The sequence below is a fragment of the Streptomyces sp. WMMB 714 genome, from assembly GCF_900090125.1.
Taxonomy (GTDB): Bacteria; Actinomycetota; Actinomycetes; order Streptomycetales; family Streptomycetaceae; genus Streptomyces; species Streptomyces daqingensis.
Window position 1 is genome coordinate 36565 of the sequence record NZ_FMHJ01000010.1, and the last position, 21810, is coordinate 58374.

At 73.3% G+C, this 21810-nt stretch carries 16 protein-coding genes and 1 pseudogene; 8 read left to right on the forward strand and 9 right to left on the reverse strand.

The features are described from left to right. Positions 1-123: 123 nt before the first annotated feature. The 5 genes from H181DRAFT_RS18715 to H181DRAFT_RS18735 all read right to left on the reverse strand — a co-directional run bounded on the left by H181DRAFT_RS18715 (position 124) and on the right by H181DRAFT_RS18735 (position 6822). Positions 124-2253, reverse strand: a complete 2130-nt coding sequence (locus H181DRAFT_RS18715; protein ID WP_045865698.1) for a 3-hydroxyacyl-CoA dehydrogenase NAD-binding domain-containing protein — start codon at positions 2251-2253, stop codon at positions 124-126. After that, on the reverse strand, positions 2250-3491 hold the full coding sequence (locus H181DRAFT_RS18720; protein ID WP_045865699.1) for a thiolase family protein: 1242 nt from the start codon (positions 3489-3491) through the stop codon (positions 2250-2252). Before H181DRAFT_RS18720 ends, H181DRAFT_RS18715 begins: the two co-directional genes overlap by 4 nt. Positions 3492-3778: 287 nt before the next feature. After that, positions 3779-5083 carry a ribonuclease D gene (locus tag H181DRAFT_RS18725; protein WP_045865700.1) on the reverse strand — a complete coding sequence of 435 codons (1305 nt, stop codon included), beginning with the start codon at positions 5081-5083 and terminating at the stop codon, positions 3779-3781. A 197-nt stretch (positions 5084-5280) separates the two neighbouring features. Continuing rightward, positions 5281-5955 carry a response regulator transcription factor gene (locus H181DRAFT_RS18730; RefSeq protein WP_045865701.1) on the reverse strand — a complete coding sequence of 225 codons (675 nt, stop codon included), beginning with the start codon at positions 5953-5955 and terminating at the stop codon, positions 5281-5283. A gap of 183 nt (positions 5956-6138) precedes the next feature. Then, positions 6139-6822 carry a DUF3000 domain-containing protein gene (locus H181DRAFT_RS18735; RefSeq protein ID WP_045865702.1) on the reverse strand — a complete coding sequence of 228 codons (684 nt, stop codon included), beginning with the start codon at positions 6820-6822 and terminating at the stop codon, positions 6139-6141. A 316-nt stretch (positions 6823-7138) separates the two neighbouring features. Between H181DRAFT_RS18735 and hemE the strand changes: the two genes are divergently transcribed. Continuing rightward, a complete protein-coding gene (hemE, locus tag H181DRAFT_RS18740) occupies positions 7139-8218 on the forward strand; it encodes a uroporphyrinogen decarboxylase (protein ID WP_045865703.1) in 1080 nt (359 codons plus the stop codon). A 15-nt stretch (positions 8219-8233) separates the two neighbouring features. On the opposite strand, the gene H181DRAFT_RS18745 is transcribed toward hemE, so the two are convergent. Beyond that, positions 8234-9640 (reverse strand): FAD-dependent oxidoreductase, encoded by a 1407-nt coding sequence (locus tag H181DRAFT_RS18745; protein WP_045865704.1) that lies wholly within the window; start codon positions 9638-9640, stop codon positions 8234-8236. Positions 9641-9764: 124 nt separating this feature from the next. Here H181DRAFT_RS18745 and hemG point away from each other — a divergent pair, with 124 nt between their 5' ends. Both hemG and hemQ read left to right on the forward strand, forming a co-directional pair. After that, positions 9765-11237 carry a protoporphyrinogen oxidase gene (gene hemG / locus H181DRAFT_RS18750; protein ID WP_045865705.1) on the forward strand — a complete coding sequence of 491 codons (1473 nt, stop codon included), beginning with the start codon at positions 9765-9767 and terminating at the stop codon, positions 11235-11237. Between the two features lie 5 nt (positions 11238-11242). Beyond that, entirely contained in the window at positions 11243-11959 is a 717-nt protein-coding gene (gene hemQ, locus H181DRAFT_RS18755) for a hydrogen peroxide-dependent heme synthase (protein ID WP_045865706.1), read from the forward strand. A gap of 22 nt (positions 11960-11981) precedes the next feature. Here the strand turns inward: hemQ and H181DRAFT_RS18760 are convergent, their stop codons facing one another. From H181DRAFT_RS18760 to H181DRAFT_RS18770, 3 genes and pseudogenes are all read right to left on the reverse strand, one after another. Further along, positions 11982-13577 (reverse strand): alpha/beta hydrolase, encoded by a 1596-nt coding sequence (locus H181DRAFT_RS18760; protein WP_045865707.1) that lies wholly within the window; start codon positions 13575-13577, stop codon positions 11982-11984. 296 nt (positions 13578-13873) lie between these two features. After that, positions 13874-15146, reverse strand: a pseudogene (locus H181DRAFT_RS18765) (DUF692 family multinuclear iron-containing protein). Positions 15147-15430: 284 nt separating this feature from the next. Then, complete coding sequence (locus tag H181DRAFT_RS18770) at positions 15431-16168, reverse strand: aminoacyl-tRNA hydrolase (RefSeq protein WP_254666906.1); 738 nt, start codon at positions 16166-16168, stop codon at positions 15431-15433. Between the two features lie 58 nt (positions 16169-16226). On the opposite strand from H181DRAFT_RS18770, the gene H181DRAFT_RS28900 reads away from it, so the two are divergent. The 5 genes from H181DRAFT_RS28900 (at position 16227) to H181DRAFT_RS18795 (ending at position 21745) form a co-directional block, all read left to right on the forward strand. Next, positions 16227-17072, forward strand: coding sequence for an ATP-binding cassette domain-containing protein (locus H181DRAFT_RS28900; RefSeq protein WP_045865709.1), 846 nt, complete (start codon positions 16227-16229; stop codon positions 17070-17072). Continuing rightward, positions 17069-17737, forward strand: a complete 669-nt coding sequence (locus H181DRAFT_RS28905; protein WP_045865710.1) for a hypothetical protein — start codon at positions 17069-17071, stop codon at positions 17735-17737. Before H181DRAFT_RS28900 ends, H181DRAFT_RS28905 begins: the two co-directional genes overlap by 4 nt. 303 nt (positions 17738-18040) lie before the next feature. Then, positions 18041-18565: a (2Fe-2S)-binding protein gene (locus H181DRAFT_RS18785; RefSeq protein ID WP_107068799.1), complete on the forward strand. Its 525-nt coding sequence runs from the start codon at positions 18041-18043 to the stop codon at positions 18563-18565. Beyond that, positions 18552-19541, forward strand: a complete 990-nt coding sequence (locus H181DRAFT_RS18790; RefSeq protein ID WP_045865711.1) for an FAD binding domain-containing protein — start codon at positions 18552-18554, stop codon at positions 19539-19541. The genes H181DRAFT_RS18785 and H181DRAFT_RS18790 overlap by 14 nt, the downstream gene beginning before the upstream one ends. Next, on the forward strand, positions 19538-21745 hold the full coding sequence (locus H181DRAFT_RS18795; protein ID WP_045865712.1) for a xanthine dehydrogenase family protein molybdopterin-binding subunit: 2208 nt from the start codon (positions 19538-19540) through the stop codon (positions 21743-21745). The genes H181DRAFT_RS18790 and H181DRAFT_RS18795 overlap by 4 nt, the downstream gene beginning before the upstream one ends. The last annotated feature ends 65 nt before the right edge of the window (positions 21746-21810 follow it).

Below are 21810 nucleotides of genomic sequence, written 5' to 3' on the forward strand. Positions count from 1 at the left end.
CGACTGGGGACCCCCACTCCTGACGCCGCGCCCCTGCCGTCCGCCCCGTCGGTGGCCGCACACGAAGGCGCCCGCCCGCGAACCCTCGCGGACGGGCGCCCTCGGCAGCTCCCGGAGCGTCCCCTACGCGGGGACGCTCGCCACGCCCGGCTCCAGGAAGCGGCGTCCGGTCGCCCGCTCGCTGACGCCCTCACGGTCCAGGTACGGGGTGATCCCGCCCAGGTGGAAGGGCCAGCCGGCACCGGTGATCAGGCACAGGTCGACGTCCTGCGCCTCGGCGACGACACCCTCGTCGAGCATGAGGCGGACCTCCTGCGCGATGGCGTCCAGCGCCCGCTCGCGCACCTGCTCCTCCGTGAGGACCGTGTCCCCGGTCCGGAACAGCGCCTCGACCTCCGGGTCCAGCTCGGGCTTGCCCGAGTCGTGGACGTACAGGTTGCGCTTGCCCGCCTCGACGATCCGGCCGAGGTTCTCCGAGACGCCGAAGCGGTCGGGGAACGCGGCGTGCAGCGTCTCCGAGACGTGGTGGGCGACGGCGGGCCCGACGAGCTCCAGCAGCACGATCGGCGACATCGGCAGCCCCAGCGGCGCGAGGGCCCTGTCGGCGACCTCGACCGGAGTGCCCTCGTCGATGGAGCGCAGCACCTCGCCGAGGAAGCGGGTCAGGACCCGGTTGACGACGAAGGCGGGGGCGTCCTTGACGAGGACCGCCGTCTTCTTCAGCGACTTGGCCACGGCGAACGCGGTGGCCAGCGACGCGTCGTCCGTGCGCTCCGCGCGCACGATCTCCAGCAGCGGCAGGACCGCGACGGGGTTGAAGAAGTGGAAGCCGACGACCCGCTCGGGGTGGTTGAGCTGCGAGGCCATCTCCGTGATGGACAGCGACGAGGTGTTGGTGGCCAGGATGGCGTGCTCCGGCACGACGGCCTCGACCTCGGCGAAGATCCGCTGCTTGAGGCCCATCTCCTCGAAGACGGCCTCGATGACGAAGTCCGCGTCGGCGAAGGCCGTGGCCTTGTCCAGCGAACCGGTCACCAGCGCCTTCAGCCGGTTGGCCTTGTCCTGGTTGATCCGGCCCTTCAGCAGCAGCTTGTCGATCTCCTCGTGGACGTAGCCCACGCCCTTGTCGACGCGCTCCTGGTCGATGTCGGTCAGCACGACCGGCACCTCCAGGCGGCGCGCGAAGAGCATCGCCAGCTGCGAGGCCATCAGGCCCGCACCCACCACGCCGACCTTGGTGACGGGACGCGCCAGCGACTTGTCGGGTGCGCCGGCGGGCCGCTTGGCGCGCTTCTGCACCAGGTTGAACGAGTAGATGCCGCTGCGCAGCTCGCCACCCATGATGAGATCGGCCAGCGCCTCGTCCTCGGCGTCGAAGCCGGCGCCCAGGTCGCCGCTCTTGGCCGCGGCGACGATGTCGAGGGCGCGGTAGGCGGCGGGCGCCGCACCGTGCACCTTGCCGTCGGCGACCTGCCTGCCCCGGGCCACCGCCTGGTCCCACGCCTCGCCACGGTCGATCTCGGGCCGTACGACCTCGATCTCGCCCTTGAGGACGGACGCCGTCCAGCGCAGCGACTGCTCCAGGAAGTCGGCGCCCTCGAACAGGGCGTCGGCGATGCCCAGTTCGTAGACCTGCGGGCCCTTGATCTGCCGGTTCTGGTTCAGGGAGTTCTCGATGATGATCGAGACGGCCTTGTCGGCGCCGACGAGGTTCGGCAGCAGGGCGCAGCCGCCCCACCCCGGGACGAGTCCGAGGAAGACCTCCGGAAGCCCGAATGCGGGTACCGCCTGCGAGACGGTGCGGTAGGTGCAGTGCAGACCCACCTCGACACCGCCGCCCATCGCGGCGCCGTTGTAGTACGCGAACGTCGGTACGCCCAGACCGGACAGGCGCCGGAAGACGGCGTGCCCGCCCTGCCCGATGGCGAGGGCGTCGTCGCGCTCCTTGAGCAGTTCGACGCCCTTCAGGTCGGCGCCGACGGCGAAGATGAACGGCTTGCCGGTGAGCCCGACGCCGACGATCTCGCCCTCCGCCGCCTCCTTCCCGACCTGGTCGAGGGCCGCGTCCAGGTTGGCCAGCGAAGCGGGCCCGAACGTGGTCGGCTTGGTGTGGTCGAATCCGTTGTCCAGCGTGATCAGCGCGAACCGGCCCGCCCCGCCCGGGAGGTCGAGGTGGCGCACGTGCGCCTGCGTCACGACCTCGTCGGGGAACAGCTCCGCAGCGCCCTTCAGCAGCTCAGCTGTGTTGCTCACTTGCCTGCTCCCTCGTGTCCGTCGGCCGCGCCGCTCCAGTGCGGGTTCTCCCAGATGACCGTTCCGCCCATGCCGAAGCCGACGCACATCGTCGTCAGTCCGTAGCGCACGTGCGGCTGCTCCTCGAACTGCCGGGCCAGCTGCGTCATCAGCCGCACACCGGACGAGGCGAGCGGGTGGCCGTAGGCGATGGCGCCGCCGTACTGGTTCACGCGCGGGTCGTCGTCGGCGATGCCGTAGTGGTCCAGCAGGGCCAGCACCTGCACGGCGAAGGCCTCGTTGATCTCGAACAGGCCGATGTCGTCGATCGACAGCCCCGCCTTGGCGAGGGCCTTCTCGGTGGACGGCACCGGACCGACGCCCATGACCTCGGGCTCCACGCCGGCGAAGGCGTAGCTCACCAGCCGCATCCTGACGGGCAGGCCCGCCTCCTGGGCGAAGTCCTCGGCGGCGATCAGCGACGCGGTCGCACCGTCGTTGAGGCCCGCGGCGTTGCCCGGCGTGACGCGGCCGTGCGCGCGGAAGGGCGTCTTGAGCCCGGCGAGCTGCTCCAGCGTGGTCCCCGGACGCATCGGCTCGTCCTGCGTGGCCAGGCCCCAGCCGGTCTCCCCGGCCTCCTCGTTCGAGCGGCGCACCGAGATCGGCACGAGGTCCTGCTGGATCCTGCCGTTGGCGTAGGCCTTGGCGGCCTTCTCCTGGCTGCGCACCGCGTACTCGTCGGCACGCTGCTTGGTGAGGTGGGGGAAGCGGTCGTGCAGGTTCTCCGCGGTCATGCCCATGAACAGCGCGGACTGGTCGACCAGTTTCTCCGAGACGAAGCGCGGATTGGGGTCGACGCCTTCGCCCATCGGGTGCCGGCCCATGTGCTCGACGCCGCCCGCGACGACGATGTCGTACGCGCCGAAGGAGATGGATCCGGCGGTGCTCGTCACCGCCGTCATCGCACCGGCGCACATGCGGTCGATGGAGTACCCGGGCACCGAGTTGGGCAGCCCGGCGAGGATGCCGGCGGTGCGGCCCAGCGTCAGGCCCTGGTCGCCGATCTGCGTGGTGGCGGCGATCGCCACCTCGTCGATGCGCTCCGGCGGCAGGTCCGGGTTCCTGCGCAGCAGTTCACGGATGCACTTCACGACCAGGTCGTCGGCCCGGGTCTCGTGATAGATGCCCTTGGGGCCCGCCTTGCCGAACGGTGTACGGACGCCGTCGACGAAGACGACGTCCCTAGCGGTACGAGGCACTTTGGCTCTCCTCCAGGTGCGGTACAGATACGCCGGACGGCGCGCTTCCCACGGGCCATGCTACCCATGGGTAACTCAGGGGCAAGGCCCGCCTCCGGCGAGGGGCACACGTCACACTCCGGCCGGTGCGCGGCAGCCACCACGGAGCTTCAGCGGCCGCCTCCGCGCAGCCGCCGTACGCGCGGGGCGAACCGGCCGGGGGCCTTCAACCGGGGTCCACCCTGCTGCGGCTCCGGCGCCCGCGACGCGGCGCACCCGAGACAGGGCACGCCCCCCACGGGCACTTCCTAACCGCGTCCCTCGCCCCGCGCCGCCTCCTCCGACGGTGCGGGCGCCGCCAGGGCCTCCGTCAGCAGCGCGGCGGTCTGCTCGATCTGCCACTCCCGCGCGCCCAGCGCCCGCAGCGCGGAGACGACCTCCGCCTCGGTGCGCACCCGGGGCGGCTGCCAGCACAGCCGGCGCACGCTGTCCGGAGTGAGCAGGTTCTCCTGCGGCAGCCGCAGTTCCTCCGCGCGGGCGGTCACCGCGGCACGGGCGGCGGCGAGGCGGGCCGCGGCCGCGGGGTCCTTGTCCGCCCAGGACCTCGGCGGAGGCGGCCCGTTGGTCGCCTGGCTCTGCTGGGGCAGTGCGGTCTCCGGCAGGGCCTTCGCCCGCTCGACGGCCGCCTGCCAGTGGTCGAGCTGCTTGCGTCCCATGCGGTGGCCGAAGCCCGGCAGGGCGGACAGGGCGCGGGCGTCGGAGGGCATGGCGAGCGCGGCCTCGACGATCGCCGCGTCGGTGAGGACCTTGCCGGGGGAGACGTCCCGCTTCTGCGCGATCTTGTCGCGGGCGGTCCACAGCTCCCGTACGACGGCGATCTGACGGCGCCGCCGCACCTTGTGCATGCCGGAGGTGCGCCGCCAGGGGTCCTTGCGCGGCGGGGCGGGGGGAGCGGCGGCGATGGCCTCGAACTCCTCCCGGGCCCAGGGGAGCTTGCCCTGCCGGTCCAGGTCCGCCTCCAGCGCGTCCCGCAGGTCGACGAGGAGCTCCACGTCCAGGGCCGCGTAGTGCAGCCAAGGATCGGGGAGCGGCCGCGTCGACCAGTCGACGGCGGAGTGGCCCTTCTCCAGGGTGTATCCGAGGACGTTCTCGACCATGGCGCCCAGCCCGACCCGGGCGTGGCCGGCCAGCCGGCCCGCGAGCTCGGTGTCGAAGAGCCGCCGCGGGACCATGCCTATCTCACGCAGGCAGGGCAGGTCCTGGCTCGCGGCGTGGAGCACCCACTCGGTGTCCGCCAGCACGTTTCCCAGCGCGGAGAGGTCGGGGCAGCCGACGGGGTCGATCAGCGCGCTCCCCGCCCCCTCGCGCCGCAGCTGCACGAGGTACGCCCGCTGCCCGTACCGGTAGCCGGAGGCACGCTCGGCGTCGACGGCGACAGGACCCGAACCGGCGGCGAACGCGGCGACGACCTCGGCGAGACCCGCCTCGTCCGCGACGACGGGCGGAACGCCCTCGCGGGGCTCCAGCAGAGGGACCGGCGCCGGACCTGTGTCCGGCTCCTCGGGCGGGGCCTGAGCTGCGTTTGCTGATGCGGTCTCTTGGGCGTCGGTCACCGGTCAAGAGTATCTGCGAGCGCAGGGTGGTTGTCCGAATGTCCGGGCAGACGGTTGCCCATACCACCGGAAACACCGCACCCCCGGTCCACGCGAGCGGGCCGTACTCGTCTGCGGCCCCGGGCACGGCAGAGGCGCCCGCCGGCGGAACGTGCCGCCGGCGGGCGCCTCTGGGGGAGCGGTGCGGGTGGGTGGCGTCAGTGGATGATGCCGGTGCGGAGCGCCACCGCGACCATGCCGGCGCGGTCGCCGGTGCCCAACTTGCGGGCGATGCGGGCGAGATGGGACTTGACCGTCAGGGCCGAGAGGCCCATTGAGACGCCGATGGCCTTGTTGGACTGGCCCTCCGCGACCAGCCGCAGCACCTCGACCTCGCGTCCGGACAGTTCGCGCTGCCCGCCCGGGTGGCCCGGGCCGCCGGGCCCGCCGCCGGGACGGCGGTGCATGCGCGCGGCGGCGGCACCGATGGGGGCGGCGCCGTGCCGGGTCGGCATGGCGCCGAGGTTGTTGCGGGTGCCGGTGACGACGTAGCCCTTCACGCCGCCCGCGAGGGCGTTGCGTACGGCTCCGATGTCGTCGGCGGCGGAGAGGGCCAGGCCGTTGGGCCAGCCCGCGGCTCGGGTCTCGGAGAGCAGGCTGAGACCGGAGCCGTCGGGGAGATGGACGTCGGCAACGCAGATGTCGCGCGGGTTGCTGACTCGGGGACGTGCCTCCGCGATCGACGACGCCTCGATGACATCCCGTACGCCGAGAGCCCAGAGATGTCGGGTCACGGTGGATCGGACTCGGGGGTCTGCCACGACGACCATTGCGGTCGGCTTGTTCGGGCGGTAGGCGACCAGGCTTGTGGGGTGCTCAAGAAGAACAGACACCGGGCCTCCGAGGGCTGGCTGCGGACGGAACGATTCCGGTGACCGTGCGGGGTGATCCGGGGTGTTCCGTGTTGAAGGGGTCATAGACTCCTTCGGCAGGTCGGGGGCCTGCCTTTAGGGAATGATCACCAATTGGTGACCGATATTCCCGAATCGGACAGCCGCTCGACCTGGCGCGGACCGTCAGAGCGGCTGGGGCCCGCGCCTCTTCGGCAGGGTGACGACGGAGGCTCCGTCGCCCTGCTCGGGCGGCAGCCCCGCGCACTGGCACAGCAGCTCCGCCCACGCCGAGAGATGGGCCGCCATGTCGGGCAGCGCGTCGGGTGCGGCAGGGTCGTCGGGGCGGGGCGTCCAGCTCGCGCGGATCTCCAACTCGCTCTGCGGGGGGCGCTCTTCGAGCCCGCCGAAGTAGGACGAGCCGGAGCGGGTCACCGTGCCGCTCGGGTCGCCGTACGTCGCCGAGCGCGTCTCCAGCGCACCGGTCAGCCACGACCAGGTGACCTCCGGCAGCAGCGGATCGCCCGCCATCTCCGGCTCGAGTTCCGTGCGGCCGAGGGTGACGACGCGGAACGTGCCCTGCCAGGACTCCTGCCCCGACGGATCGTGGAGCAGGACGAAGCGGCCGTCCGCGAGCTCCGGGGGGTCGCCGTCGCCGCCTTCGGCCTCCGGGTCCGTGACGCTGGCCGAGAGGGCGAAGGTGTAGGGCGCGAGGCGCTTGGGAGCGGGCAGCGCGGAGAGCTGCACCTCCGGACGCGTGCGTGCGGCGTTCAGGGCCGCTACCGCGCGCTGAAAGGGCAGCGGGGCGCTGTCGCCTCCGCCGCCCGAGCTGCCGGAGCCCTCCGTCATCTGTGGTCGAGCCGCTGCCATGGGCCGAAGAGTAGGCCGCGGCGGCGGCGCAGACCCGTAGGGACACTCGCAAGTGGCCGAAGAGTGGTGGGTGTTGAGGCCGGACGTGGCGCCGGAGGCAGCCGTGAGCCGGGCGTGGGACGGGTACGGCCGCCGAGGGGCCGCGGCGAGAATGGCCGACAAGTGCGGGCCCGCTGCGGGGACGTGACCGCGTGAGCCGGGCGTGGGACGGGTACGGCCGCCGAGGGGCCGCGGCGAGAATGGCCGACAAGTGCGGGCCCGCTGCGGGGACGTGACCGCGCGCGGGGGACCGCCGGGGGCGTGGGAGACTTCCTGCGTGAGTGCCAACGACCGCGCGACGGGCCAGCCGACCGCTTCCGGGGACCGGCCCCGCGACTCCGTTTTCCTCAAAGCGTGCCGGCGGGAGCCCGTGCCGCACACACCGGTGTGGTTCATGCGGCAGGCCGGACGCTCGCTGCCCGAGTACCGCAAGGTGCGGCAGGGCATCGCGATGCTCGACTCGTGCATGCGGCCCGACCTGGTCACCGAGATCACGCTGCAGCCGGTGCGGCGCCACGGCGTGGACGCGGCGATCTACTTCAGCGACATCGTGGTGCCCCTGAAGGCGATCGGCGTCGACCTGGACATCAAGCCCGGTGTCGGCCCCGTCGTCGAGTCGCCCGTCCGCACCCGCGCGGACCTGGAGCGGCTGCGCCCCTTGGAGCCGGGGGACGTCCACTACGTGACGGAGGCCGTCCGCCTGCTGACGCGCGAACTCGGCGGCACCCCTCTCATCGGCTTCGCCGGCGCGCCGTTCACGCTGGCCAGCTACCTCGTGGAGGGCGGCCCCTCGCGCAACCACGAGCACACCAAGGCCATGATGTACGGCGACCCGGAGCTGTGGGCGGCGCTGCTGGACCGGCTCGCGGACATCACCTCCGTCTTCCTGAAGGTGCAGATCGAGGCCGGGGCCTCGGCGGTGCAGCTCTTCGACTCGTGGGCGGGGGCTCTCGCTCCGGCCGACTACCGGCACTCCGTGCTGCCCGCCTCGGCCAAGGTCTTCGACGCCGTCGCCGGGTACGGGGTGCCCCGCATCCACTTCGGCGTCGGCACCGGCGAGCTGCTGGGCGCCATGGGCGAGGCGGGCGCGGACGTCGTGGGGGCGGACTGGCGGGTGCCGCTGGACGACGCCTCCCGCAGGATCGGCGCGGGCAAGGCCGTGCAGGGCAACCTCGACCCGGCGGTGCTCTTCGCGCCGCGCGAGGCGGTGGAGGCGCAGGCGCGCCGGGTGCTGGACGCGGCGCGCGGCCTCGACGGGCACATCTTCAACCTCGGCCACGGGGTAATGCCCGACACCGACCCGGACGCCCTGACGCGGCTCGTGGGGTACGTCCACGAGCAGACCGCGACGGGCTGACGGCGACGGGCTGGCCTACTCCCGGCGTTCCTGCCGGACCGCTGCCGCCGCCTTCCGCGCCGCCACCAGGACCGGATCCCACACGGGGGAGAAGGGCGGCGCGTATCCGAGGTCGAGGTAGATCATCTGCTCGACCGTGAGTCCGGCGGTCAGCGCGACCGCGGCGACGTCCACGCGCTTGCCCGCACCGGTGCGTCCCACGATCTGCGTGCCCAGCAGCCGGCCGGTGCCCCGTTCGGCGAGCATCTTCACGCGCATGGACTCGGCGCCCGGGAAGTAGCCCGCGCGTCCGGTGGCGTCGGCGGTCACCGTCACGAACTGCAGCCCGGCCTCGCGGGCCTGCGCCTCCAGCACGCCCGTGCGGGCGATCTCCAGGTCGCAGACCTTGCTGACCGCGGTGCCCACGACGCCGGGGAAGGTGGCGTAACCGCCGCCGATGTTCGCTCCGATGACCTGGCCGTGCTTGTTGGCGTGGGTGCCCAGCGCGACGTGGCGGGTGCGTCCGGAGACGAGGTCGAGGACCTCGACGCAGTCGCCCCCGGCCCAGATGTTCGTGTGGCCGCGTACCCGCATGGCCAGATCCGTCAGCAGCCCACCGGACTCGCCGACGGGCAGCCCGGCCTCGCGGGCGAGCGACGTCTCGGGGGCGACGCCCAGGCCCAGTACGACCACGTCCGCGGGGTAGGTCTTCTCCCCGGCGGCGACGGCGCGGGCGCGTCCCTCCCCGTCGGTCTCGACCGCGGTGACCTCGGCGCCCGTGACGACCTCCATGCCCATCCCGCACATCGCGTCGCGCACCAGTGCGCCCATGTCCGGGTCGAGAGTGGTCATCGGCTGTTCGGCCTGGTCCAGGACCGTGACCTCGTAGCCCCGCAGAGTCAGCGCCTCGGCCATCTCCACACCGATGTAGCCCGCGCCGACGACGACGGCCCGGCGCCGCTCGCCGCCGGACCCGGACTCCACGCCGCCGAGGGTGCCGAGCAGGGCCTCGCCGTCCTCCAGGGTCTGCACGGCGTGCACGCCCGGGGCGTCGATGCCGGGGAGCGGCGGACGCAGCGGGGTGGCTCCCGTGGCGACGACCAGTTCGTCGAAACCGGTCCATGTCTCACCGCCGTCCCCCGACAGGCCGCGGGCGCGCACCCGTCCGCCGTCCACGTCGATCCGCGTGACCTCGGTGCGCATGCGCAGGTCGATGCCGCGTTCGCGGTGCGCTTCGGGCGTACGGGCGATGAGGTCGTCCCGCGCGTCCACCGATCCGCCGATCCAGTACGGGATGCCGCACGCCGAGTACGAGGTGAAGTCGCCGCGCTCGAACGCGATGATCTCCAGCTCGTCCGGGCCCTTGAGCCTGCGGGCCTGGGAAGCGGCCGACATCCCCGCCGCGTCACCTCCGACGACGACCATCCGGCGTGCAGCGGCCATGGTGCGTGCTCCCTCCGTCTCGTGGGCGTGGGCGCGGGCGGGACCCGTGCCGGCGTGAAGCCGGGTGCCCCGGTACGCCGGTCCCCACTGCCTTGCCGGTCGTACCCCGTGCAACAGTTTCCGCATGCATGTGATCGTGATCGGCGGCGGCGTCTCCGGGCTCGCCGCGGCGCACCGGCTGCTCGCCGGCGGTGCGTCCGTGACCCTGCTGGAGGCTTCGCCGCGGCTCGGCGGGAAGCTCCTGACCGGGGAGGTGGCCGGGACGGCCGTCGACCTGGGCGCCGAGTCGATGCTCGCCCGCAGGCCCGAGGCGGTGCGGCTGGCGCGGGAGGCAGGGCTGGGCGACGCGTTGCAGCCGCCGGCGGTCGCGGGCGCCGCCGTCTGGTCGCGGGGCGAGATGTGCGCCATGCCGAAGGGGCACGTGATGGGCGTGCCGGGCGAACCGGAGGCGCTGAGCGGTCTGCTCTCCGACGCCGGCCGCGCCCGCGTCGCCGAGGACGCCCGGCTGCCGGCGACGGAGGTCGGCGAGGACGTCGCCATCGGCGAGTACGTCGCCGCCCGTGTGGGCCGCGAGGTCGTGGACCGGCTGGTCGAGCCGCTGCTGGGCGGGGTGTACGCGGGAGACGCGTACCGCATCTCCATGCGTGCCGCGGTGCCGCAGCTGTACGAGGCGGCGCGCGGCGAGCCCTCGCTGCTGGCGGCCGTACGCGGACTGCTCCGGGCCCAGGCAGAGACACAGGGCCGGGCAGAGACACAGGGCCGGGCGCAGGGCCGGGCAGAGACACAGAGTGCTGCCGGTGCTGCCGCGGGGGCGCCGGTGTTCATGGGGGTGGAGGGCGGCGTGGGGCGCCTGCCGGGAGCCGTCGCCCGGGTCTGCCGCGACGCGGGCGCCGAGATCCGCACCGGCGTTGCCGTACGCACGGTCCGCGGCCCCCGGACGGGCGCCCGCTCCGGCCGGGAGGTCGTCACGGAGGCCGGTGAGGTGCTCGCCGCCGACGCCGTCGTGCTCGCGGTGCCCGCCCCCCGGGCGGCGGCGGTCCTCGCGGACGAGGTGCCCGCCGCGGCTGCCGAGCTGAACGCCGTCGAGTACGCGTCGATGGCCCTCGTGACGATGGCGTTCCGCCGCGCGGACATCGGGGTGCCGCCGCCGGGCAGCGGCTTCCTCGTGCCTCCCGTCGACGGGCGCACCATCAAGGCGTCGACCTTCTCCAGCAACAAGTGGGGCTGGGTCGCCGCAAGCAGCCCCGGACTGTTCGTGCTGCGGACCTCCGTGGGCCGGTACGGCGAGGAGCGGGTCCTCGAGCGGGACGACGCGGACCTCGTCGAACTGTCCCTGCACGACCTGCGGGAGGCGACGGGGCTCTCGGCCGCCCCCGTCGACAGCGTGGTCACCCGCTGGGACGGCGGTCTGCCGCAGTACCCCGTCGGCCACATGGAGCGGGTGGAGCGCGTCCGCCGTGCCGTCGGGGAGACCGGCGGTCTGGCGGTGTGCGGAGCCGTGTACGAGGGCGTCGGCATCCCCGCCTGCGTCGGCAGCGGCGTGCGGGCCGCCGAGCAGACCCTCGCGCGGGCCGTGCCGGAGGACGAGCGAGAATAGGCCGCATGACTGCTGCACCGGACAAGGCGCCCAACGCGGGCAAGAAGGCCAAGGACCTCAACGAGATCATCCGCTACACCCTGTGGTCGGTCTTCCGGCTGCGGGACGTGCTTCCCGAGGACCGCACCGGATACGCGGACGAGGTGGAGGAGCTGTTCGGCCAGCTCGCCGCGAAGGACGTCACAGTGCGCGGCACCTACGACGTCTCGGGGCTGCGTGCCGACGCGGACGTCATGATCTGGTGGCACGCCGAGTCCTCCGACGCCCTCCAGGAGGCCTACAACCGCTTCCGGCGCACGCGGCTGGGCCGCGCCCTGGAACCGGTGTGGTCGAACATGGCGCTGCACCGTCCCGCCGAGTTCAACAAGTCGCACGTCCCGGCCTTCGTGGCGGGGGAGGAGCCCCGGGCGTACGTGAGCGTCTACCCGTTCGTGCGCTCCTACGAGTGGTACCTGCTGCCCGACGAGGACCGGCGGCGGATGCTCGCCGACCACGGCAAGATGGCCCGCGGCTTCCCGGACGTGCGGGCCAACACCGTGCCGTCCTTCTCGCTCGGCGACTACGAGTGGATCCTCGCGTTCGAGGCCGACGAACTGCACCGCATCGTCGACCTCATGCGGCACCTGCGCGGTTCGGAGGCGCGGATGCACGTACGCGAGGAGGTGCCCTTCTACACGGGACGGCGGAAGCCGGTCGCGGAGCTCGTGGCCGGGCTGGTCTGACGGCTCACACGGCCGCTGCCGGTCAGCTCCCGTCCGGCAGCGGCCGCGGTACCGGACGGGCCGCGCACTCGGCTGCCCGTCCGGGCGTCCTGCCGTGCAGCAGATACGCCGTCAGTCGGCGGTCCACGCACGCGTTGCCCCCGGCGACGCCGTGCGTCCCGGCGCCGCGCTCGGTGACGAGCGACGAGCCGGGCAGCCGCTGCCAGGTGCGCACGGCGCCCTCGTAGGGAGTGGCGGGGTCGCGGGTGGCGGCGAGCAGCAGGACGGGGGGAAGGGCGCCGGGCCGGGCTCCCACGTCCACGGGCCGTGACCGCTTGCCGTGCCAGTACGCGCAGGGCAGGTTCGTCCAGGTGTTCTCCCACGTCTGGAACGGCGCCTTGCGGGCGACTGCCGTACTGTCCCGGTCCCAGCGTGCGAAGTCGCGCGGCCAAGGGGCGTCGGAGCACTTCACCGCGTTGTGGACCGCGTCGCTGTTGGCCCTGGCCGCCGCTCCGTGGCGGTCCGGGGCTGCCTCCGCGACGAGGGGCCGCGGGTCGCCGTGGCGGAACGCCGACAGGGCGGCCGCGTGCCGGGGCCAGGTCCCGGCGTCGTAGCCGACGCGGACGTAGTCGGCGAGCAGTTGCCTGGAGCCGAGGTCGCGTCCCGCCGATCCGCCCACGCGCCTGGCGTCGAGGGTGGTGCGCACCTTGTCGAACTCGCGCTGCACGGCACGCGGGGTCCGGCCGAGGCGGTAGACGGAGTGGTTCCGGGCCACCCACCTCTTCCAGTCGAGCCAGCGGCGTTCGAAGGCGATGTTCTGTTCCAGGTCGGAGCGGTACCAGACGCGGCCGGGCCGGGGGTCGACGACGCTGTCCAGGACGAGGCGGCGCACACGGCCGGGGAAGAGCGTCGCGTAGACGGCGCCCAGGTAGCTGCCGTACGAGGTGCCGACGAAGTTGAGTTTCCCGCTGCCCAGCGCGGCGCGCAGGACCTCGAGGTCGCGCGCGTTGTCGGGGGTGGTGAAGTGGTCGAGCCGGTCGCCGGCCCGTGCGGCGCAAGCCGTCGCGTACGCCGCCGCCTTCCGCCGCATCGCCCGCTTGTACGCCGCGGAGGGGTCGCGCGGGGAGCGGGCCGGACGGGCGGCGGCCCGTCCGGCCCGCTCCCCGCACTTCAGCGGGGCGGACCGGCCGACGCCGCGGGGGGCGTAACCCACGAAGTCGTACGCCTTGTTGAGCTTCCTCCACACGGGGTCGCCGAAGGGAGCCGCGTACATCGGGAAGCTCATGCCGTTGCCGCCCGGGCCGCCGGGGTTGTACAGCAGCGCTCCCTGGCGTGCGGGGCCCGTCGCTCCGCGCCTGCTGACGGTGAGCCGGATCTTCTCGCCCGCGGGGCGCGCGTAGTCGACGGGGACCGTGACCTTCCCGCACTCCACCGGCGCGGGAAGCTGCTCGGCGGCGGGACACTCCGTCCAGTCGATCCCGGCGGCCGCGGCGGCGGACGCGGCCGACGCGGTGCCGGCCTTCTCCCGGGCGTCCCGGAGGGGGAACGGCACGACTTCCGGCGCGCTCCCGGACGGTACGACGGCGGCAGCCGTCAGCACCAGGGCGCTGAGTGCGCCGTGGAGTGCAACTGAGCGCACAGGGAGCCTCGTTCCTGCTCGTCCGCGAGGGCTGACGCTGACCGGGACCCTTGCCCCGGGAGGGAGCGGAGAGTGGGCAGTCGTGAGCGGTGAGTGACAAGTCGGATGCTCTGTGCGGGAGTTGGTGAAGTAAAGGACCGCGGCGCGGTGTCGGCGTGATGCGCTCGATGCAGCGACGGCCCACGCTTCTGTGCGGGTGGTGCGGGTGGTGCGGGTGGTGCGGGTGGTGGGGTGGTGGGGGTGGTGCGGGCGGTATCGGCAGGGTGCGGTGCCGGTCGCGTCGCGGGGGTGGGCCGTCAGCGCGTCTGCCGGGCGGCGCGCAGCAGGTACAGGGCGCGGCGCACCCGGCCTTCGGGCGGCGGTGTCGCGCCGGAGCGTTCGAGCCACCAGCGGCGCACCTTCAGCCGGGTGGCCCGGTCGGCCACCGTGCCCTCCTCCGTCAGACAGTGTGCGAAGTCCAGGGCGTCGCGCCGGTAGCCGCCCTCCATCGGGCGGCCGCGCGCGTAGGCGGCGAACTCGGTGCGGAAGGTCTTCTCACCGAGGATCTCCGGCAGTTCGGGTGCGATCTTCGCGACGACATCGGCTCGATTGCCGATCAGGGCCCGCCGCTGCACGGCCAGCCGTTCCGCGTCGAAGCCGTCAGGCACGGGTCCGTCCGCGACCAGCGCCGCCAGCAGCGCGGTCTGGGCATGGGCGAGCCGCTCACGGGCCGCGGAGGTGCCGCTGCCGGGGTGTGTCTCAGCCATGCCGGGCCTCCGCTCCCGCGCCGCTGCCCGCGAGGACGGCGCGTATGCCGTCCAGTTCGGCCGCCAGTTCGGCGACGGGCGGGAAGTTCTCGTCGCGTTCCAGCAGCACTCCGGGCGGCGCGGTCCGGGCACACAGCTGCGCGAGTACGTCCAGGACGGGCCGCGGCACCGGGTGGCCGTGGCTGTCGTGCCAGACGCCGTCCCGCTCGAATCCGCCCGCGACGTGCACGTACGCCAGGGCGTCGAGGGGGAGTTCGCCGAGCGCGACCGCCGGGTCCTCGCCGCGGTTGACGTGGTTGGTGTGCAGGTTGGCGACGTCGATGAGCAACTGGACGCCCGTACGCTCCACCAGCTCGGCGAGGAAGCGTCCCTCGCTCATCTCCTCGCCCGGCCAGTTGACGAGCGCGGCGATGTTCTCCACGGCGAGCGGCACCGGCAGCGCCTCCTGCGCCGCCGCCACGTTCTCGCAGAGCACGTCCAGCGCGTCGCGAGTGCGCGGCACGGGCAGCAGGTGGCCCGCCTCCATACGCGGCCGGCCCGTGGCGCCCCCGCCGGCCCGTACGAAGGCGATGTGCTCGGTGACCAGCGGGGCCTGAAGCGCCTCCGCGCGCTCGGCGAGCGCCGCGAGCTTCGCCCGGTCGGGGCGGTCGGCTCCGCCGAGGCCGAGCGAGACGCCGTGCGGGACGATCTTCGTTCCGCGCTCGCTCAGGCGCAGCAGCGGCTCGGGAAGATGATCCGGGCAGACGTTCTCGGCGACGACCTCGACCCAGTCGATGCCCGGCAGCGCCTCGATGCCGTCCGCGATCTCGGGCCGCCACCCGATGCCCGTACCGAGCCGGACCCTCGTGTCCGTGGCCCGCGTGCCGGTGGCCCTGGTGTCCGTGGCCCGCGTGCCGGTGGCCCTGATCTCCGTTGCCTCCATGTGCGTTCCTCCCCCGTGGAGCCGTCAGCGCGACGGCTCCGGTCGTCCTGTGCACCGGCCAGTGCGATCCGGTGGTCGCGCCCCCTGCGCCGCTCTACGGGCTTCTGCCACGCAGCGGCCGCCCGAACCCCGGGCACCGGGATTTCAGAGCCCTGCTTGAGCTTTCACTCCTCGCGCAGGTGGGATCAGCGGTCCAGCGCCGGGTGATCGGCGACGACCGTGCAGGTGCCCGGGGCGATCTCGGTGTGGCCCGCGTCCTGCACGACGGGGAGGCCGCTGCGCACCAGCCTCTCCCATTCCGCCCTGTCCGGCGCCCTGCGTACGGCGAGAGCGAAACCGGTCGCCGCCCAGGCCGCACGGTCCTCCGACGGCAGCCGCCACCAGGCCAGTTGGGCTCCGTGCGCGGCCTGCGCCATCGCCTTGCCCGCGGACATCTCCAGCCCGGGAGCCATCCACAGCACCGCAGTTCCCGCCACGGGCCGCGCGGGCGGGTGCGCGTCGTCCAGGACGGTGCCCGAAACCTGCAGCCGTGACAGGTCCTTGGGCCATCCGTCCACGGGGACGGGCGGGAAGACGCGGACGGACGCCGTGCCGCCCGTGACGGTGATGCCCGGCAGCGCCTGCGCGCGGCGCCACTCCGCTCCGCGTGCCCGCCGTACGACCTTGCGGATGTCGCGCTGCTCCCACCGCCGCACGGCCTCCGCCCATTCCCCCGCCCCCGCAGTCCCGGGTTCCCCCTCGGCCGTGCCCGGCTCCGCGAAGTCGCGGCCGGGGGCGCTGCGTTCGTCGGCGAGGAGGGTGAGCACGGCGCGGGCGGCGGTCTCCAGGGCGTCGGTCAGGGCGGGCGGAGCGTCCCGTTCGAGCCGTACCACCAGCGGCAGCGCGTAGTCGGCTGCCTTCTGTGCGTCCTGTGCGTCGATCACCCACCGAAGTCTGCCAGCACGGGCTAACGTCGGCAGACATGAGATCGGACCAACTCTCATGAGGCTGGACGGGGTCGGCCGCCGGTACGGCTGGCGCGGAGACTGGGTGCTGCGCGAAGTGGACCTCTCCCTGCCCGAACGCAGCCTGGTGCGCTTCGAAGGGGACAACGGCAGCGGCAAGTCGACGCTGCTGCGGATGCTCGCCGGTGTCGAGACCCCCACGGAAGGGCAGATCACGGGGCGCCCGTCCTGCGGCTACGTACCGGAGCGCTTCCCCGCCGCGATGCCGCTCACGACGCGCGGCTACCTGACCCACCTGGGCCGCGTGCACGGCCTGAGCAGGACCGTCGCCGTCCGCCGGGCCGGCGAGTGGCTGGAGCGGTTCGGGGCCGCGGGCCACTCCGACACCCCGCTGTCGGAACTGTCCAAGGGGACGAGTCAGAAGGTCGCCGTCACGCAGGCGCTGATGGCGCGCCCCGGGCTGCTCGTGCTGGACGAGGCGTGGACCGGGCTCGACCACGACGCCCGCACCGTGCTGGACCACGCTGTCGCCGAGCGGGTGGCCGAGGGGGCGACCGTCGTCTTCGTCGACCACGACCCCGGGCGCCTCGCCGGTGCGTCCGACGCGACGTACAGGATCGAAGGGGGGCGGTTGCGGCCCGTCGCCGAGAAGGACGGACCGCGCCGCCCCGGCCGGGCGGCGGGCGGGGGGAAGCGCGTACGCGTCGTCGCCGAGGGGCCTCCCGGGCAGCCGCCGCCGGCGCTGCCCGCCTCGGTGATCGCGGAGCAGTTGCCGGGCGGCACGATCATCCTGACCGCCCCGGTCGCCTACTCCGACGTCCTGCTCGGGAGCCTGCTCGAGCAGAACTGGTACATCCGGTCCGTACGCGAGGAATCCGCATGAGTGCCCTGCTCGGCTACCACACGGCGCTGCTGATGCGCTCCCAGCGCTGGCTGCCGCCCATGCTGCTCTACGCCGCCGTCATGGGGATCGGCGTGCAGTGGGGGCAGCCCGTGCTGGACGGACTCGGGTACGCCGCGGCCGGGCTGCTGCCCGTGACCGCCTGGGTGGTCCGCATCTGCCTGAACATCGAGCCCCTGGCCGCACGGCAGTGCACCGCCGCCGCCGCGGGACCCGCGCGGGTGCATCTGGCCGGCGTCCTCGCCGCGCTGCTTCTGACCTGCGCCCTCGGCGCGGTGGGCGCCGTCTACGTCGTGGCAGTCAGCGACCCGCGGAGTTCGGCCGGGCACGTGGCGGTGCCGCTGCTGCCCGCTGTGGAGGCCGGGCTGCTGGCCGCGTTCACGTGCGCGTTCTTCGGCGCGGCCATCGGCGCGCTGTGCAACCGCCCGCTGCTGAGCAACTCGGGGGTCGCCGTTCCGTCGAGCCTGCTGGCGGTGCTGCTCGTCCTCGTCGTGGGAGGCTCCCCGGCGAACGCCGCGGTCGCCGGCCTCGTGTCCGCCTCGCACGAGGGCGCCGTGACCCTGCCCTGGCTGCCGGCCGTGGCGTCCGTGGCCGTGGCGGCGCTGGCGACGTGGCTGGCCTGCTCGCAGGCGGGACGCCGGGGTTAGGCGCGGCCCACTGCGGCTGCTCTGCTGTTGCGCTTCTGGCTCCTCGCGCCCGTCCGGTGGCCCCCGGCCGCCCGGCGGCGCGCATGCGTTCTGACAGGCGGTGCCCTCCGACCTCTGTCCGAATCGCCCGAAGTTTGCCGAAAGAGCTTTTTGTGAACCGGCTCTGGGTGAGCAAGCGACCGTCATTCGCGAGGAGTCTCCCTCCGTGCTGACCCGTCTCCCGGGCTCCTGGGTCCACCGGGCTCCGGGCCGGGGCCCGCGTCCGCGACGCGTGGCGGTCTTCCCGCAGACAGAGGAGAGGCGATGGCCAAAGCGCTGAGCCGGCAACGACGGGCACCGGCCGTTCCGGACATGCCGGTGGAGCTGTCCGTGAACGGCCGCCGGTACAAACTGCACTTGGACACCAGGGTCACCCTGCTCGACGCGCTACGCGACCACTTGGGCCTGACCGGGACGAAGAAGGGCTGTGACCAGGGGGCATGCGGGGCGTGCACCGTGCACGCCGACGGCAGGCGTGTGCTGTCCTGTCTGACGCTGGCCGCCCAGTGCGAGGACCGGGAGATCACCACGATCGAGGGGCTGGGCCCGTCGGAGGAGCCGCACCCTCTCCAGGAGTCGTTCGTCCGCCACGACGGCTTCCAGTGCGGGTTCTGCACACCGGGCCAGATCATGTCGGCCGCGGCCCTGCTGGCGGAAGGCCGGGCCGGCTCGGACGCCGACATCCGGGAGTTCATGAGCGGCAACCTCTGCCGCTGCGGTGCGTACGCCAACATCGTCGCCGCGATCCGCGATGTGGCCTCAGCAGGGGGTGCCGATGCGTCCCTTTGACTACGTGCGGGCGGCCGACGTCGACGAGGCGGTGAACCTGCTGGCCGCCGACCCCGCCGCGTCCTACCTCGCGGGAGGCACGACCCAGCTGGACCTGATGAAGGACGGAGTCCTCGGACCGGAGCGGCTGGTCGACATCACGCGTCTGCCCCTGCGCGGCATCACCCGGAGCGACGACGCCCTGCACGTCGGGGCGCTCACGACGATGGAGGAGCTCGCGGCCGACACCACGGTGGAGCGGAGCCTGCCTCTCGTGCGGCAGGCACTGCTGCTCGGCGCGTCCACGCAGCTGCGCAACATGGCGACGGTCGGCGGCAACCTTCTGCAGCGGGCACGGTGCCGCTACTTTCGCGATCCCGCCGTCCCCGAGTGCAACAAGCGCGATCCCGGCTCCGGCTGCGCGGCCGTCGAGAACACCGCGAGGATGCACGCGATCCTGGGCGTCAGCGACCGGTGCATCGCGGTGCACGCCTCCGACCTCGCCGTCGCTCTGGTCGCACTGGACGCGACGGTCCACCTCCAGGGGATGCCGGGCCGCCGCAGCGTGCCCCTGACGCAGTTCTACCGGGAGTCCGGCGCGAGCCCGGACGTCGAGAACGTCCTCGTGCACGGCGAGCTGATCACCGGCGTCACCGTTCCCCTTCCGCCGGCCTCGGCCGCCTCCTGCTACCTCAAGGTCCGCGACCGGGCCTCGTACGAGTTCGCTCTCGCGTCGGCGGGCGTCGTGCTGGTGACGCGGGAGGGCACCGTCGAACACGCCAGGGTGGCACTGGGGGGCGTCGCGTCGAAGCCATGGCGGTGCCTGGAGGCCGAGCAGGTCCTCACCGGTTCACCGGCGACGGAGGAGACGTTCCGGGAAGCTGCGGCCGCCTCGGTGCAGGGGGCGTGGACCGTTCCCGGCACCGAATTCAAGGTCGAACTCGCTCAGCGCACCCTCGTCCGTGCGCTGCGGACCGTCTCAGGAGTCACGCCGTGAGCCTCGTGGAACCCGCACCCCTCGTCGGCGCCGGAATCGACCGCGTCGACGGTGCCCTCAAGGCGGCCGGTGCGGCCGCCTATCCGAGCGATGTGAACGTCCCCGGCCAGGTGCATGCCGCGCTCGTCCAGAGCACAGTCGCCTCGGGACGCATCCGGTCGCTCGACACCCTGGCCGCCGAGGCCGCGCCCGGCGTGCTGAGAGTCATCACCCACCGCGGCATGCCCCGGCTTCCCGACGGGCCGATGACCGCTCTGGGGGCGTCACCGCCGGCCCCTCTCCAGGACGACCGGGTCCTGCACCACGGCCAGCATGTCGCCATGGTGGTGGCGGAGACCCCCGAGGAGGCCGTCGCCGCGGCACGGCTGGTGGAGGTCGAGTACGAGCCGGGCGACGCCGTCACCCGGCTCGACGACCCGCGTGCCCGGCTGGTGGAGAACCCCTGGGGCCTGGACAGCGACCGGGGTTCGGTCGCGGAGGCGCTCGACACGGCGGACGTGAAGGTCTCGGCCACCTACACCACCCCCGACAACACCAACAACCCGCTGGGGCTCTTCGCGACAGTCGCCGTGTGGGAGGGCGACAAGCTCACGGTCCACGACACCACCCAGTGGCCGTCGATGGCACGCGCGACCTTCGCGAAGGTCTTCGGCCTCCCCGAGAGTTCCGTCAGGGTGCTGGCACCGTACGTGGGCGGAGCGTTCGGGAACGGGCTGCGCGTGTGGCCGCACGTCATCCTGACCGTGCTCGCGGCACGCATGGTGAAACGTCCCGTCAAGATCGTCCTGACGCGGCCGCAGATGTTCTGCTCGATCGGCCACCGCCCGAGCAGCATCCAGCACGTAACTCTGGGCGCCGACAGGAGCGGTGCGCTGGTGGCGGTGGAGCACCGGGCCACGTCCTCGGTCGCCATGGAGGACGACGACTACGAACCGGTCGCCGCCTCGTCGGCCGTGTCGTACGCCTGCGCCAACGTGCTCACCCGTGACGTCCAGGCCCGGCTCAACATCCCAGACCCGACCTCCATGCGCGCGCCCGCGGAGGGGCAAGGCAACTTCGCCCTCGAATCTGCGCTCGACGAACTCGCCTTCGCCCTGAAGACGGACCCGCTGGAACTCCGCCTTCGCAACTACGCCGAGATCCACCCCGGGAACGGCCTGCCCTGGACGAGCAAGGCGCTCAGGGAGTGCTACCGGGCCGGGGCCGAGAGGTTCGGCTGGTCCCGCCGCGACCCCGAGCCGCGTTCCATGCGGGACGGCGACTGGCTCGTCGGATACGGCATGGCCGGCGTCAGCTACCCGTGGTACGCACAGCCGTGCAACGCGCGGGCGACGGTCAACCGGGACGGCAGCGCCTTCGTCCGCAGCGCGGCGACGGACATCGGCACCGGCACGTACACGGTGATGACGCAGGTGTCGGCGGACGCGCTCGGCATTCCGCTCGCCAGGGTCCGCTTCGATCTCGGGGACTCCGACATGCCCGTCTCGCCGCAGGCCGGGGGTTCCGGCCTGACGGGTGCCCTGGCCACGGCCGTGCGGGACGCCTGCGAACGCGTCGTGCAGCAGGTCCTCGACCTGGTGGGCGAGGACGGGGAATCGCCGCTGCGAGGCTGCTCGCCCGAGGACGTGGTCGTCGCGGACGGGCGGCTGCACCGGCGCGGCCGGCCGGACCAGGGCGAGTCCTACGCGGACATCCTCGGCCGGCACGGCAAGGAGGAACTGACGGCGGACGGGGCCAGCTCACCGGCGGACCCCTCGACGCTGGGCATGGCACCGGCGGGCGCCTTCGGAGCGAAGTTCGTCGAGGTACGCGTCGACGCCGATCTCGGCATCATCCGTGTCGCCAGGGTCGTTTCGGCGATCGACGGCGGCCGGATCCTCAACGAGAAGACCGCCCGCAGCCAGATCATCGGCGGGACGGTCGGGGGCATCGGGCAGGCCCTGTTCGAGGAGACCGCCACCGACTCCGGCACCGGCCGTATCGCCAACGCGACGCTCGGCGACTACCTCGTCCCCGTCAACGCGGACGTGGGTGACATGGACGTCGTCTTCGTGGGAGAGCCGGACCGGGCGACTCCGATCGGCACCAAGGGAGTCGGGGAGGTCGGGCTGGTCGGGATCGCGGCGGCGATCGCGAATGCCGTGCACCACGCGACGGGCAAGCGCGTCCGCTCCCTTCCGATCACCCTGGACGACCTGCTGTAACGGGGCGTCGCGGGAGGCGGAGAGCGACTGCCAGGACGCGTGCGGCCGGGCCCGCCGGAGCGGGC